The following is a 14,959-nucleotide window of genomic DNA, read 5'->3' as shown; positions in this document are numbered from 1 at the left end:
GAGGGATTATTCCGTTCGACGGATTCGGGAGCGAGCTTCCAGAAGCTAGCGGGCGTTGATGCGGCGGTATCCGTCGGTTTCGGCAAAGAAGCGCCAGGCAAAACGTATAAAACGATCTATGCCGGTTTGAGAGTGAATGGCGGCAAGTACGGGTTCTACCGTTCGGAGGACGAAGGAGCGAGCTGGATCCGCATTAATGACGATCAGCATCAATTCGCGAATGCAAGAGGGACGATTACGGGCGATGGACAAGTGTACGGCCGGGTCTATATCGGAACGAACGGTATGGGCATCGTGCGCGGCGATATTAAACAAGGTGCGACGGTGCAAGGATTCCATGTAAACGATTTGACGGTTGAGGCCGGGAAATCGGCTGCTCTCGCTCCGGTATTCGACGGCGGCGCATCCAGCCGTCCGGTCGTCTGGTCGACGAGCGTTGATTCCGTTGCGACCGTCTCGGGAGACCAGGTAACCGGACTGAAGCCGGGGACGGCAGCGATCACCGCGGTAAGCGCGGACGGGCAATATGCCGCCACGGCGGTTGTCACCGTCACGCCGACAATGCCAATGCGAGAGATCACAACAATGGAGCTTGTCAAAGAAATGGGAATCGGCATTAATTTGGGCAACACGTTTGAGTCCACAGGCGACTGGATTAATAATACCAGTGTTACAAATTATGAAACGGCCTGGGGCAGTCCCATTATTACGGAGGAAATGATTAAAGGTTATGCCAACGAAGGTTTTGGCGTCCTTCGAATTCCCGTATCGTGGTCCAATATGATGGGCGAGGATTACGCGATCAATGCTGACTATCTGACCCGGGTAAAAGAAGTTGTGGATTGGGCACTGGATAGCGGTATGTATGTTATTCTGAATATTCACTGGGACGGCGGCTGGTTTGAGAAGTTTCCGTCAGAAAAAGAAGAATCTATGTACAAATATACACGCATATGGACGCAGCTGACAGACGCTTTCAGAGACTATGACGATCATCTGATGTTCGAGTCTTTCAATGAAGAAGGCATATGGTTTGATTTATGGAACTATTACAGCGGTCAAGAAACTAAACCCGGCGGCAAAGAAGAAGCCTATGCGTTGCTGAATGAGATCAATCAGACATTTGTAGATATTGTGCGTGGTTCCGGTGGCAACAATGAACGACGACATCTGTTGATTGGCGGTTATGGAACCGATTTTGAGAAAACCGTTGATGAACTCTATAAGATGCCAAACGATCCTCAAAATCGCTGTGCAGTATCGGTCCATTATTACAATCCTCCAACATTCGCCATTATCGATGAGGATGTGAGTTGGGGAGAAGCGCGTTCGGAGTGGGGAACGGATGAAGACTTCGCTGATCTAAACAGGCTCATGGATATGGTGAAAACACGTTTCATCGACAAAGGCATCCCCGTTATCATGGGGGAGTTTGGTGTAGCTACAAGAAATAAGACACCGGAAATGATACGGTTCTATCTTACGTCGGTGGCGAGTGCCGCCTATTCCCGAGGAATTACCCCGGTTTTATGGGATATTACAAATGTATTTTACAACCGAAATACAAACGAAATGATTGATAAGGTGCTGCTTGAGCAGCTTATGGCTGTCAAGCAAAGCCCAGGTCCCGGCAATTCGGATCCAACCGTATCGATCGTCTCGTATGAGGATGGCCAAGCGATCAATCAGAATAGTCCGCAGATTGACTGGATGTTCCATGACGAAGATGCTTCGGATGTTCAAGCCGCTTATCAGGTACAAGCGTCCGATGATGTTTGGGAGACGGTCGCAGTTGATAGCGGCGAACAGGATGGCGCAACGAATTCTTACACTTTGGACGAATTGGCAGACGGCAACTGGTCGATCAGGGTTCGTGTGCAAGATAACCAAGGCGCCTGGTCGGAGTGGGCATACAGAAGCTTGAGTATTCATACGGCTCCTCCAACCCTGAATGTTGTCCTGGATAAGGAAACCTTGTGGCCGGCCAACAACAAGCTGGTTAAAGTAAAGGTAACTATTGAAACGGATGTTGAGCTGTCTCAGGTGGAATTGCTGTCTATCACGCCGAGCATAGCCGTCGACCGCTACGAATCCATGGTACAAGAAGCCGATTTCGGCACATTCGATACGGAATTCAAGCTGCTGGCCAAAAAAGCAAAGGGTAAAGAGCCTCTAGTTTATACGATCACTTATAGAGCGATAGATCAAGCAGGGAATGTTACGGAAGCATCTGACACCGTTACGGTTCCCCATGATCAGTCTGGAAATAAATAAGCTTGTTCAGGAACTGGATACCTCCGACCGGAATGGTTCGGAGGTATTTTAATTAGATGGAACACCCATAAAAATGATGAGGTGAAGCCGCTATGACAGCAAAAGAAGGAGATCGATCATTCTGGAGAATGACTATATCATGCTAGTTACTGACTCAATAATCAAGGTGTGATGCTTATGGGGACTATATAATCGAAATTAAGATATTATCGCTTGAACCTTAAGAAAATTTGAGGAAGCCAGCCGTATTTGAAGAAGGGGATGCGATGAAACGAATAGGCACAGTGATGCTGTTGGCCATCCTATGCGCCGGACTGACAGCATGCGGGGAGCCGGCCGAGCCGGGCAATAAATTGCAAGAGGGGGAAGTCGCAATGGCAGCAAAAGAAACAGATCAATTATTTAGAGCGGAGGAGAACTTCGTAAGGCCGATCGGCAGGACGTATTTCATAAACGACACGCTTTGGATGGCGTTGTCCGGCAGCGGGGCGGTGTTCAGGTTTAGCGGCAAGAGAGCGGAAGTTACGCTGAAAGGCGACCAGATTGCGCTTGGCCAGACCAATCATGCAAGGATAGGCATTTATGTCAATGGAGAACGAGTCGTAGACGATTTGTTAAATGAGCCTCTGAAGACGTACACCGTATTTGAAAGCGTTTCCGATCAGGATGTAGTTATTCGGATCGTCAAGCTGTCGGAGGCGGCCATGTCTACGGCTGGAATCCACGAGATTCGCGTTAATGCTGTAGATGGGATTCAACCGACGTCGAGTTCGGCTCGGAAAATCGAGTTCATCGGCGATTCGATCACGGCCGGCTACGGGGTTGACGATGAGGTGAAGGAGCACGGATTTTCCACCGCGACAGAAGACGCGACCAAAACTTATGCATTCAAAACGGCAGCTGCGCTCCAGGCCGACTACAGCATGGTAGCCTATAGCGGTTACGGCATCATCTCCGGCTATACCGGTACGGATCAGAAGGTCGTCTCACAGCTTGTTCCGAATTATTATGACAAAATTGGAAGGTCTGACGGCAAAATAGACGGGACTATAGATGTCATCGCCTTACCGTGGGACTTCGATAAATTCAAACCTGATCTCATTGTCATTAATCTTGGGACGAACGACTATTCGTTTACAAAGGATGATGCGGAGAAGCAAATGGAGTACAGGGATGCCTATGTCGAGTTTCTGAAGCAGGTTCGATCACATAACGCGGATGCTCATTTGCTGTGCGCCTTCGGCATGATGGGAGATAGTCTTTACCCGATGGTGGAGCAAGCAGCCGCAGCTTATACAAATGAAACAGGGGATGACAATATTTCGGTTATGAAGTTTGACGTTCAATCGGCGACGGACGGCTTCGCTGCAGATTGGCATCCGACGGAGGCCACCCATTCCAAAGCTGCACACAAGCTGATTGCTAAAATAAAAGAGGTGATGGAATGGTAGATGCGGCGGTTTCATGCAATTGGCCATTAGATGAGGGAGGTTACATTTAGTGAGCGGTATTACACAGAGAAAGTACGTCGGCATACTTATGATCATGGTCTTGATAATGGGATTTTTTTACACACATGTCCGCATCCATGCAGAACCGATTGAGGGAAACCTGCAGCAGTATGTTGAGGACATGCAGCCTGGCTGGAATCTGGGCAATACGTTCGATGCGAGCGGAGGAGAAACGTCGTGGGGCAACCCCTATGTGACGGAAGAGTTCATTCAAGAGCTCGTGAAACAAGGCTACCGCAGCATACGAATTCCAATTACATGGAATCACCGGTTAGGGAGCGGCCCAGAATATATCATTCAAGAATTATTTACTGACCGAATTCGGGAGGTCGTCGATTGGTCGCTGGATGCGGGACTTTATGTCATGATTAACCTTCATCATGATTCGCACTGGATGCTGAACATGGAGAACGATCGCGAGGCGGCGATGGAGAAGTACAAGGCCGTGTGGCGCCAGATCGCGCACCTTTTTAAAGATTATCCGAGCAAGCTTATGTTTGAGAGCATTAATGAACCGCGCTTCTCGGAAGATTGGAACAAGGATGAGCCGGTCTATTTCGAGATGCTGGACGAGTTAAACGTTGCCTTTCACCAAATCGTGCGAAGCAGCGGCGGGTTTAATGCAACACGCCCGCTCGTACTCCCGACAGTAACGGCAAGCCCGTCAGAAGCTCGCATGCGGGAGCTTTACAAGACAATTGAAAGACTGGATGATCCGAATCTGATCGCAACGATTCATTATTATGGCTATTATCCGTTCAGCGTAAATCTTGGAGTTACCACATTTGATGATGCCTCGAGAAAGGACATCGTCCGAGCGTTTGACGGCGCTTACGACATCTTTGTCGCGCGGGGAGTTCCCGTCATTATTGGCGAGTTCGGTCTTCTGGGCTTCGACAAGGATGTAGAGGCGGTTCAGCATGGCGAGATCCTGAAATATCTCGAGTACTTCACCTATTATGCGCGCGAGAAGCGAATGACCCATATGCTTTGGGACAACGGCCAGCACTTTGACCGTCGCTCGTATTCATGGAGCAATCCCGCATTCTATGAAGTTATGATGGCAAGCTTGAACGGCCGATCATCGCATGCGGCTTCCGACTCGATTTATCTTCTTCCTGGCGAAGAGTCGAAAGATGTGCTGGTAAACCTGAATTTAAACGGCAACACCTTGACCGGAATTCGAGTTGAAGACCGGCAGCTTGAAGCAGGCGCCGACTATGCGATCAGTGGAGACCAACTGACGCTTAAGGCGGACTTTCTCCGCGGACATGTCCCGAATACGACCGGCGAGAGCGTAACGCTAACATGCACCTTCTCGGCCGGCGCCGACTGGAAGCTTCACGTCATCCGCTACGATCATCCCGTTGTCCGAAGCATCGAAGGAACGAGATCCATGTTCGTCATTCCCGTTAATTATAACGGTGACAAATTGGCAACGATGGAGGCCGTCTACGAGGCAGGAGGCAATGCAGGGCCCGCCAGTTGGACGCCGTTTCAGGAATACGCCCATTCGTTCGAGCCTGATTATAATTTGAATATTTTGAAGCTGACCAATGAATTCTTTAACGAAGTGAATGACGGAGAGGTGCTTCTGAAGCTGCATTTCCGAAGTGGAGCCGTGCTCGACTACAGGTTGTCGGTGAGCGGAAGCAAGGTGATCGGCACGTCTCCATCGAATAAGGCGGATGCCCAGGAGCAAACGGAGGGGGCTGACGATCCAGCTCAGACAAAGGGGACGTCAGTTTCGGATGGTGAACCAGCGCTTCAGGACAAGACGAATAGGCTGATTTACTACTGGGCAGCGGGCATTGCATTGCTTTTTATTGCAGGCGGCTTATTTTACCACATCGGAATGTTTAAGTTCTTTAAAGCGATAAAGCGTAAAGAAAATCATTCCGATTGGCGATAAAAACTTCCGCTTAAACGCGGTCGATCATCCTTGAAATACTCCGATAGGAGTTTTTCTCATAAGAAGTTTAGAAAAGGCTAGGTGTATGGAGCTATTCCATACGCGGAAGGCGCGACGGCAAATTTTGCGCTTCCGTCGGCCTTCAACGAAGACCGTCTTGCTATCTCAGGTTATCTACTGAACCCGTCTGTAGGCCTTGGGGGAACACCCATTAGCCTTGGTAAACAGACGAGTGAAATAATTGCTGTCATTAAACCCGCATTTATGGGAAATGTCGGTAATGGAGAGCTTCGTCTGTTTCAACAAAGAGCATGCTCGCTCTAAACGGAGCCGCTTCAGGTAGGAAACAGGGGTCGTTTGATAATAGGATTGGAAGATTCGGTTCAGGTGCCTGACTGAAATATCGGATTGCTCGGCGATCTCCTCCAGCGTGAGCGGCTCGATATAATGATCTTCCATATAGGAAATCGCATTCGCCAAATGCAGCAGATTACTGGACGGGCCCTTCTCCTTCGTGTCAAACTGCCTTGACAAATAGACGACAAGCTCCATAAACCGGGAAGTCAGCATTGTCTCATATCCCTGAAGTTTGTTGCGGTATTCATCCATCATGACGGAAATGAGAGTAGAGACATATTCTAGGTTAGGAATCGATAAACTGAGCTTGCTTGGATAGGGATGAATATTGAGGTAAGACGGTTCCGAAACAAAAAGAGCCTGAAACCCGTTGGAAATCCTTAGAGCTGGATCGGCCGACTGAAGGATATCCGGTTTGTACATGATATTGCATATTTTAAAATCATGAGGGTCTTTGTATCCATGGCAGGTTGAATCGTTGATAACAAATACATCTCCTTTCTTGATAAAGGAGCTTTCGTTATTGACGATATGCGTAGCGTTTCCATTCAATACAATGACGAGCTCGGTGAACTCATCGTGCTTATGCAGGTCTGTGTTCTCGTTGTGTCCGCCATATTGGATAAAGAACGGGAACTGCTCATCCTTCGTAAACCATTCCAATCGTACGATTTTCATAAACCCACCCTTTTCATATGAATGAGATCTGCGGCTTCATCATATGCCAGGCTTCCGCTCTCTCCGTGTTGAACGCAGCTTATGCCATTGACAGTAGTATCCTATGTTGTTTTTCATGCACCACCTATATTGAAGATAAATGTAAGCGCCGTCATTATTATTTTAAATGTGCTATGGTTGTAATCATACAATCAAAAATGACCTAAAAATCATATGAAAATTTTAAATGGCAGCAACCTAAATCCTTTATTTTGGCAGGTGTATCGACCCTATGAATTACGATGATATAAAGGAAAATGATGTCGTATACCGGTGTATCGGCGATGATTTCGACCAAGGCATTTTGTCATGCGGCTTCATGAGAAAAAGAACGGCGGACCGTTCCCAATATGACTTTAAGATTGAATATTACAGCTGTTTTTTGATTCTGCAAGGCAAAGGACGATTTATCTCGCAGGACGGCACCGTTATGCCTATGAAAGCTGGTGACCTGGTTCAGCGTTTACCCGGACGCTTGCACTCCACTGAAATCGAGCCGGACGGGGAATGGATAGAGTTTTATATTAGTGTAGGTTATCCTGTTTATCACTACCTGAAAACGCTAGGAATTATCAATTCCGATAAAGAGGTGCAAGCAACGCCGATTGCGAGCGATTATATTTTTGATTTTGCGGCTTTGTTAAACCATCTTAAAGGCGCTGTTGATGAAGGCCTCCCCTACCTGCTGATGAGAGTGCAAGAACTCATGATTCGATTGCACGGCAGCGTTCATTATTCGCAGAGAGTACACAATAATCATAAAATATCGAAGGCATGCCAACTTATCGGCGGCTCAAATGATATCCATTATGATATGAAGGAAATTGCGGCAGCCCTCAATATGGGATATGAGAATTTCAGGAAGCATTTTAAAGCCGTTACCGGGGTTTCTCCTCAGCGGTATCACATTGAACATTTAATGGAACAGGCCAAAATGATGCTCCTCTCTGGACTCCCCATCAAACACGTAGCCTCTAGTCTTGGTTATGGAGATATTTATTCGTTTACCAAGCAATTTACGAAATCGGCAGGCATGCCCCCAGGACGTTATATCCGTAACCGCAAAAGGTGACAATGCAAGGCAATCCAGCCTTCTCTTCATAGTAAGCGAGGGCTATTTGGCATGCCTTTCGTTGACCGGCGGAACTGTAAAGAATGGAATCTATGAGCTGGCAAGGGCGGTGTCTATATCGTGCTAGTCAATGGCTTAAAAATCAAGGTTTGAAGTGCAACCACGCTATACAATTGAAAAAAAAGAAAGCATCAAGAAATTAGCGCATGGCTTTCTTTCCGGTGGAAAGCGCTTTCCGCTACAAGGAAAAGTTGTCATTGGCAGTTTATGAAAAAAAGGGGAGGCAAATATGCTCGTATTTATTCGAAAATATACCGGGACCATCATTTTGGCAGTTGTATTCATCTTCGGAGTGATCTGGTGGCAGAGCATTCGCGGCCAAGAGGATCAAACGATGGTCGGAATTCCTGAGTATGAAAACTTCGACGACACATCCATTCTTGCGTCCGAGAGCGTATTCTCAAAATTGGAGCCATCCTATCTGATTTATTTGGAATCAAAGCGGAAGGCAGGCATCGAGGATACGGAAGGGGTTCAAATAACGTTAAATGGCGCGGAATTTGCCGCATCCAGCAGCTTCGGCGTCCGCAAGGAATCGGGCATCGGCGGAAGAAACGAGGAGGTCGTTGTTTTATCGGAAGAAGACAGCTGGGTCGAGTATGAAATAGAGGTTCCGCAGGAAGGCTTCTATCAAATGGGGATGAGCTACTATGCTTTGGACGGCCAGCGCTCATCCGTGCTTCGGAATATACAAATCGACGGACAGTTTCCTTTTATTCAATTGAAGAAGCTGGAGTTTATGCGCATGTGGGAAGAGGCCGGTCCGGTGTGGAAGGATCGTCAAGGCAATGAGTACAACCCGAGCCAGCAGGAGGTATTCGGGTGGCAGTACAGCAAGATCAAGGATGCCGACGCCAAGGTGCTCGAGCCGTTTCGGTTTCATCTGACGAAGGGGCGGCACACGATCCGGCTGAACGCGATCAGGGAGCCGGCGGCAATTGCGACTATTGATGTCTTTTCTCCGGTTCACCTGAAGACGTACGAGGAATATGCGAGCGATAACAACGAACTGGGCGTAGAACCGGTTCGCGATACGTTGATCAAGATGCAAGCGGAAGACGCCGTACGGAAATCGAGCCCGACGCTCCGCAGAGTTGAAGTGCGCGATCCGGCTACAGAGCCTTTCAACAAAGAGGGAACCGGACTGAACACGATGGGCGGCGCTGGCTGGCGCGTTGGCGGGCAGTGGATCGAGTGGGAATTCGATGTTCCGAAAACTGGCTTGTATCAGATTGGTCTGAAAGCGGCCAACTGGTTTTTGGACGGGCTTCCTGTCCAGCGTACGTTATATCTTGACGGAGAAATTCCTTTTGATGAAATGAAAGCGATTAATTTCAAGTATGAAGCCAATTGGCAAATGACTCCGCTCGGAGACGAGAAGCCGTACTGGTTCTATCTGGAGGAGGGCCGCCACACGATACGGATGGAAGTGATGGTCGGCGCGCTTGGCGAAGTGTTCGAGAGGGTGCAGGATGTTTCGCGGAAAATGTCGTTCATCAGCAGGGAAACGCTGTTGTATACCGGAACCAACCCGGATCCGAACCGCGAGTGGGAACTCGACAAAGTGATTCCGAACCTGATTCCGCGTCTCCACATCATGGCAAGAGATCTGGATGACTCGATAAACCTCTTGTATGAGCTTGGGGTGTCAAAGGGGAGCTCGCAGATCGCGACGCTCGCCATGGCTCGCAATCAACTGCTCAACATGGCCGAAGCGCCTGATTCGATTCCGAGCCGCCTGGGCCAGCTTTCGGATTCGCAGTCGCAGCTTGGCACGTGGATCAGCGGACTTAGCCAACAGAGCTTGCAGCTCGACTATTTCGTCATCAAATCGGAAGACCGTCCGTGGCCGAGGCCTGGCGCAAGCTGGTTCAGCAAGAGTACGACATCGGTACACGACTTCTTCTTGTCCTTCCGTAAGGATTATCGGGGAGTAGGGGATGTGTTCGAAGAAAATGACGACAGTATGCCGACGATTGAAGTATGGATTTCGCGCGGACGCGACTGGGCAACGATCATCAAGCAGTTGGCGGATGAAGAATTTACGGCGGAAACCGGCATTCGGGTCAACGTCAACGTCGTTCCGGCAGGCGATAAGACGAAGCTGCTGCTCGCGACGACGACGGGCATTCAGCCGGATGTAGCGCTCGGCATCGAAGCGGATGTGCCGATCGATTTCGCGGTACGCGGCGCACTCGTCAATTTGAATGATTTTGACGATTACGAGGAAGTGGCCTCACGTTTCCGGCCAGGCGCTCTTATTCCGTACAAATACAACGGCGGCGACTACGCTCTGCCGGAAAATCAAAATTTCAACATGCTGTTTTACCGCAAGGACATATTGGAAGGAATGGGCATTACCAAGATTCCCGACACATGGGAAGAGGTGATGGACCTCATACCGCTCCTGCAGCAGGAAGGGATGGATTTCTATTACCCGCATGCGGTGAGCGGCACGGATAATGCAATTAATGAGTTCGCGCCGTTCCTGTTCCAGAACGGAGGAGATTTCTACCATGCGGACGGCAAAAAATCGGCACTTGATTCAGAAGAAGCAATGAATGCGTTCCGCATGTGGACGGGGCTGTTCACGAATTACAAAATCAGCAAGGACGCGAATTTTTACAACCGGTTCCGCACTGGCGAAATGCCGATCGGGATCGCTGACTATTCCACCTATGTGATGTTGTCCACTGCAGCACCCGAATTGACAGGGTGGTGGGGGATGAAGCCAATGCCCGGCATACGGCAGCAAGATGGTACAGTCAATCGTTCGACTGGCGGTCTTGCGCAAACGGCCGTTCTGTTCAACAATTCAGACCGAAAACAACAGGGCTGGGAATTCATCAAATGGTGGACCAGCGCGGACGTGCAGGAGAGATTCGGCATCGAGCTGGAATCGCTGCTGGGAGTCGAGGCGCGTTGGAACACGGCCAACGTCGAAGCGTTGACCCGACTGCCATGGCCGCAAGATGACATTGAAGCCGTGCTGGAGCAGTGGAAGTGGTTCAAGGAAAGACAGGTTGTTCTTGGCGGCTATTATACGAGCCGGCATATCGGCAACACTTGGAACGAAATTGTCCTGAACGGCAAAAACCAACGTGAAGCGATTGAGGACGCAGTAATTGAAATCAACAAGGAGCTTCGTAAGAAGCGGGAAGAATTCGGACTTGAAGAACCGGAAGGAGGAGCGGCGAAATGAGCCGGATGTTAACGGAAGTCATCAAATATCGGAAATCGTATTATTTTCTCGCTCCCTTCCTTTTGCTCTTTGCCGTGTTTACGATCATTCCGGTAGGGATATCCGTGTTTCTGAGCTTTACGTATTACAACATCGTGGAAGCGCCGCGCTGGATAGGCTGGTCAAACTACAGGCTGCTGTTTGTCGACGACAATGTGTTTCTGACCGCAGTGGCCAATACGCTGAAATTCGCATTTGTAACCGGCCCTGTCGGCTATATCATGTCGTTTCTGCTAGCGTGGTTTATTAGCCAGATTCCGCAAAAATACCGGTTTTTCTATACGCTCTGTTTTTATACGCCAGCGATAACCAGCTCGGTCGCGATATCGGTCGTGTGGCTGTATCTCTTTTCCGGCGACCGATACGGGCTTATCAACTACTGGCTCATGAATATGGGATTTCTGAGGGAGCCGTATCTGTGGCTGCAAAATATCGATACGATTATGCCGGTACTGATTATCGTATCGCTCTGGATGAATATGGGGATTGGCTTTCTTGCCTTCCTCGCGGGGCTGCAAAACGTGTCGCGCGATCTGTATGAAGCGGGCGCAATCGATGGCGTCAAATACCGTTGGCAACAGCTGTGGTACATTACGATACCCTCTGTCAAACCCCAGCTATTGTTCGGCGCCGTTCTGCAAGTAGTCGGCGCGTTGCAGGTGGCCGACATCAGTATGGCGCTGGTAGGCATGCCGAGTCCGTTGTATGCCGGCCACACAATGATGACGCATTTGTTCGACTACGCGTTCATCCGGTTCGAAATGGGATATGCGGCGGCGATCGCAGTTGTACTCTTTATGTTTATGGTCGGATTGAACAGATTGCTATTTAAATGGCTTGGAAGCGGGGATTGAGAAAACGATGGAACATTCTTTGGCGGTGAAAGGCAAGCGATTTGACTTCGGGGGGACGATTCTGTACGTCCTGCTCACCTTGTTCGGTTTACTCATGCTCGCGCCGCTCATTTATATGGTGTCGACGGCATTCAAACCTACGTCGGAACTGTTTTTGTTCCCGCCGCGATTTTTCGTGATGGAGCCGACGATAAGAAATTTCAACGACTTGGTGTTGGCGACAGGAACGTCCATTGTGCCGTTCTCAAGGTATATCTTCAACAGCTTTATTGTATCTGGAGCTATTGTCGTCCTGGGGGCGTTAATTGCGGCGATGGCGGCTTACCCGCTTAGCAAACATAACATGCCTTTTCGTAAGATGATTTTCAGCATGATTATTTTCGCGCTCATGTTTGCTCCGCAGGTGACGCAAATTCCGCAGTTTCTTGTAATCAATAAGCTCGGCATAATCAATACGTACTTTGCGCTTATTTTACCGTTTGTAGCCGCGCCGGTCGGAATGTTTCTTATGAAGCAGTTTGCGGATCAGATTCCCGATGTGCTTCTGGAAGCGGTCAAAATCGACGGCGCCGGCGAGTGGAAGACGTTCTGGATTATCGTTATCCCGATGCTGAAGCCTGCGCTCGCGACGTTCGCGCTGATCAGCTTCATAGCGGCATGGAACGATCCGTTCAGCGCGACGATCTATACGACAACCGAGAATATGAAAACGTTGCCGAACGCCTTGCAGACGATACAGGGCGGAGCCGGCGTCGTCGCTAGGGTCGGAACAGTAGCGGCGGCAAGCCTTCTCATGACGATTCCAACGATTCTTGTTTTTGTTATTTCGCAGAAGATGGTGCTTGAAACGATGGCCCATTCGGGAATTAAGGAGTGATGCCGACCATGGCGATCTTTACGAAAGCGATTCGCATCATAGCAGCCGCACTGGCGTTGCTCATGGCAGTTCCCATGACGGCTGGGGCTGTCAGTTCCTATCAGGGATATGTATATGATTTTGAAGGCAATGATATTTATTCGATTAATCCGTACTTGTTTCTGACATCCATTGACGGTACGGACATGGAGTCGGGACCGCTTAAGGGTCCGGAGGATTTGTTCATTGCGCGCGACAGTACGATTTATGTGGTTGAGAGCGGGAACAATCGGGTGTTGCATATCAATGCGCAAAAGCAAGTTCTCGGAATATATGGCGATTTGGAGGGAGACGGCGCGCTTAACGGTCCCAAAGGCGTCTTTGTCACTGAAAACGGCGATGTATATGTATCGGATACATTAAATCGACGAATCGCCAAGTTCGACAAATCGGGACAATTTATTCAAGATTTCGGAGTGCCGGAAAGTCCGCTTTTGCCAGGAGGCTTCGTCTATTCGCCGTCCAAGCTGATCGTTGACAAACGGGGGTATATGTTCGTAGTCAGCGAGGGCACTTCCCAGGGTTTGCTGCAGCTGAAGCCGGACGGCACCTTTGCGGGATTTTTTGGTGCAAATCATGTACCTTATGACTGGACCCGCATCGCGGTCAGACTGATGGCGTCGGAACAACAGCGGGAACAGCTCTCCACGGTTCGACCGCCAGAATTTTCCAGTATATTCCAGGATGCGGAAGGCTTCATTTATACGACAACGCTCGGTGTCGAGGAAAACCAGGTGAAGCGCTTGAGCGCGGTTGGCGTGGATACGTTGAATATGAACGGCAGCCAAACTTACGGCGATTTGTATCTTCCGATCCGCAACAATCAAGAACTGCAAACGGCAATCGTCGACGTCAGCGTTAACGCGAATGGCATCATTACCGCGCTGGATCGGACGACAGGCAGGCTGTTTCAATACAACAAACTAGGCGACATGCTGTTCGCTTTCGGCGGATTCGGCAATCAGGATGGATTGTTCAAGACACCGACAAGCGTTGCCGAATCGCCGGACGGCATGATCTATGTGGCGGATCAAACCCGCAACCGGATAGATGTTTTCTATCCGACGCCGTTCGCACAGCTTGTGCATAAAGCATCGGAGCTGTACGTCGACGGCAAATACGAGGAAGCGTTCAGGCCTTGGCAGCAAGTATTGGAGCTGAACAGCAATTACGATCTTGCGTACTATTCGATTGGCAAGGCGCTTTACCGACAACAGCGGTACAAAGAAGCGATGAGTTACTTCAAGATCGTAGGCGATCAGGCTGATTATTCCAATGCGTTTAAGGAATACCGGAAGATTGTCATTCGAGAACAATTCGGTAGCTTTATGTCGGTTCTTCTGGCGCTAATGATCGCCTCTATCGCGATCCGCTTGATCGTTCGGAACATGTCAGCGAGAAAGAAGCGGCAGGAAGGAGTGAGGACTTTGTGAGCATGTTCAGGCGAATGAGAAAAGTATTGTTCCATCCGCTTCAATTTATGGAAGACATTCGGGACGAAGGCGGCGCCTATGTGCGAGACATTGCCGTCATTCTTCTGCTGACGGTTTGTACCCGGATTTTCTTCCTGATGGCGTCGGGGTTTTCTTTCGTAAACGTGAAGCCGTATTCGGTTTCCGTATTTCTCGAAGTATTATGGATTGTGCTTCCTTGGTTTACATGGTCCGTATCCAATTGGGCGGTGAGCACGATTAACGACGGGGAAGGCAAATTCAAGGATATTGCAGTTGTCAGCGCGTACGTATATTTGCCCTATATCGTCATCACGGTACCGTTGACGCTGGTGTCAAACGTGCTGTCGCAAGGGGAAGGCTCGATTTACGGATTCATCAACAGCTTCATGCTGGTATGGATGCTGTTCTTGCTGCTGCTACAGGTTAAAGTGCTGCACGATTTTGCATGGGGCAAGACGATTTGGACGACGCTCGTAAGCGTCTTTGGGATGCTCCTTGTCTGGTTTGTTGCTGTAATGATTGTCGGTCTCGTGAATCAGTCGGCTTATTTTGTGACAAATATCATCAAAGAGATCGGCTTCCGGAGTTAAG

At 49.3% G+C, this 14,959-nt stretch carries 10 protein-coding genes; 9 read left to right on the top strand and 1 reads right to left on the bottom strand.

Going from position 1 to position 14,959, the window contains the following annotated elements; all coding sequences use genetic code 11:
* The 3 genes from J2T14_RS05310 to J2T14_RS05300 all read left to right on the top strand — a co-directional run.
* Positions 1 to 2,274: cellulase family glycosylhydrolase (locus J2T14_RS05310; RefSeq protein ID WP_307468540.1), on the top strand; the 2,274-nt coding region annotated here is incomplete at its 5' end.
* A 266-nt stretch (positions 2,275 to 2,540) separates the two neighbouring features.
* Complete coding sequence (locus J2T14_RS05305) at positions 2,541 to 3,725, top strand: SGNH/GDSL hydrolase family protein (protein ID WP_307468538.1); 1,185 nt, start codon at positions 2,541 to 2,543, stop codon at positions 3,723 to 3,725.
* Positions 3,726 to 3,774: 49 nt separating this feature from the next.
* Positions 3,775 to 5,697: a cellulase family glycosylhydrolase gene (locus J2T14_RS05300; protein WP_307468535.1), complete on the top strand. Its 1,923-nt coding sequence runs from the start codon at positions 3,775 to 3,777 to the stop codon at positions 5,695 to 5,697.
* A 174-nt stretch (positions 5,698 to 5,871) separates the two neighbouring features.
* Here the strand turns inward: J2T14_RS05300 and J2T14_RS05295 are convergent, their stop codons facing one another.
* Positions 5,872 to 6,732 carry a helix-turn-helix domain-containing protein gene (locus tag J2T14_RS05295; protein ID WP_307468533.1) on the bottom strand — a complete coding sequence of 287 codons (861 nt, stop codon included), beginning with the start codon at positions 6,730 to 6,732 and terminating at the stop codon, positions 5,872 to 5,874.
* Positions 6,733 to 7,003: 271 nt separating this feature from the next.
* Here J2T14_RS05295 and J2T14_RS05290 point away from each other — a divergent pair, with 271 nt between their 5' ends.
* The 6 genes from J2T14_RS05290 (at position 7,004) to J2T14_RS05265 (ending at position 14,958) form a co-directional block, all read left to right on the top strand.
* The gene (locus J2T14_RS05290) at positions 7,004 to 7,843 is read left to right on the top strand and encodes a helix-turn-helix domain-containing protein (protein ID WP_307468531.1); all 840 of its coding nucleotides are present in this window, start codon (positions 7,004 to 7,006) and stop codon (positions 7,841 to 7,843) included.
* Positions 7,844 to 8,132: 289 nt separating this feature from the next.
* Positions 8,133 to 11,105: an extracellular solute-binding protein gene (locus J2T14_RS05285; protein WP_307468529.1), complete on the top strand. Its 2,973-nt coding sequence runs from the start codon at positions 8,133 to 8,135 to the stop codon at positions 11,103 to 11,105.
* Positions 11,102 to 11,998: a carbohydrate ABC transporter permease gene (locus J2T14_RS05280; protein ID WP_307468528.1), complete on the top strand. Its 897-nt coding sequence runs from the start codon at positions 11,102 to 11,104 to the stop codon at positions 11,996 to 11,998. Before J2T14_RS05285 ends, J2T14_RS05280 begins: the two co-directional genes overlap by 4 nt.
* Positions 11,999 to 12,005: 7 nt before the next feature.
* Positions 12,006 to 12,875: a carbohydrate ABC transporter permease gene (locus tag J2T14_RS05275; protein WP_307468527.1), complete on the top strand. Its 870-nt coding sequence runs from the start codon at positions 12,006 to 12,008 to the stop codon at positions 12,873 to 12,875.
* 8 nt (positions 12,876 to 12,883) lie between these two features.
* Positions 12,884 to 14,347, top strand: a complete 1,464-nt coding sequence (locus tag J2T14_RS05270) for a tetratricopeptide repeat protein (RefSeq protein WP_307468525.1) — start codon at positions 12,884 to 12,886, stop codon at positions 14,345 to 14,347.
* 2 nt (positions 14,348 to 14,349) lie between these two features.
* On the top strand, positions 14,350 to 14,958 hold the full coding sequence (locus J2T14_RS05265; RefSeq protein ID WP_307468603.1) for a YIP1 family protein: 609 nt from the start codon (positions 14,350 to 14,352) through the stop codon (positions 14,956 to 14,958).
* The last annotated feature ends 1 nt before the right edge of the window (position 14,959 follow it).

The organism is Paenibacillus harenae, from assembly GCF_030812415.1.
In the GTDB taxonomy this organism is placed as follows: Bacteria; Bacillota; Bacilli; order Paenibacillales; family Paenibacillaceae; genus Pristimantibacillus; species Pristimantibacillus harenae_A.
The sequence above is the reverse complement of the archived record's forward strand: the minus strand, read 5'-3'. Positions and strand labels throughout refer to the sequence as shown.

Bases quoted from the DNA above. Each gene is read 5' to 3' on its own strand.
- J2T14_RS05305 (WP_307468538.1), top strand. From the start codon at position 2,541: ATGAAACGAATAGGCACAGTGATGCTGTTGGCCATCCTATGCGCCGGA.
- J2T14_RS05295 (WP_307468533.1), bottom strand. From the start codon at position 6,732: ATGAAAATCGTACGATTGGAATGGTTTACGAAGGATGAGCAGTTCCCG.
- J2T14_RS05290 (WP_307468531.1), top strand. From the start codon at position 7,004: ATGAATTACGATGATATAAAGGAAAATGATGTCGTATACCGGTGTATC.
- J2T14_RS05285 (WP_307468529.1), top strand. From the start codon at position 8,133: ATGCTCGTATTTATTCGAAAATATACCGGGACCATCATTTTGGCAGTT.
- J2T14_RS05280 (WP_307468528.1), top strand. From the start codon at position 11,102: ATGAGCCGGATGTTAACGGAAGTCATCAAATATCGGAAATCGTATTAT.
- J2T14_RS05275 (WP_307468527.1), top strand. From the start codon at position 12,006: ATGGAACATTCTTTGGCGGTGAAAGGCAAGCGATTTGACTTCGGGGGG.
- J2T14_RS05270 (WP_307468525.1), top strand. From the start codon at position 12,884: ATGGCGATCTTTACGAAAGCGATTCGCATCATAGCAGCCGCACTGGCG.
- J2T14_RS05265 (WP_307468603.1), top strand. From the start codon at position 14,350: ATGTTCAGGCGAATGAGAAAAGTATTGTTCCATCCGCTTCAATTTATG.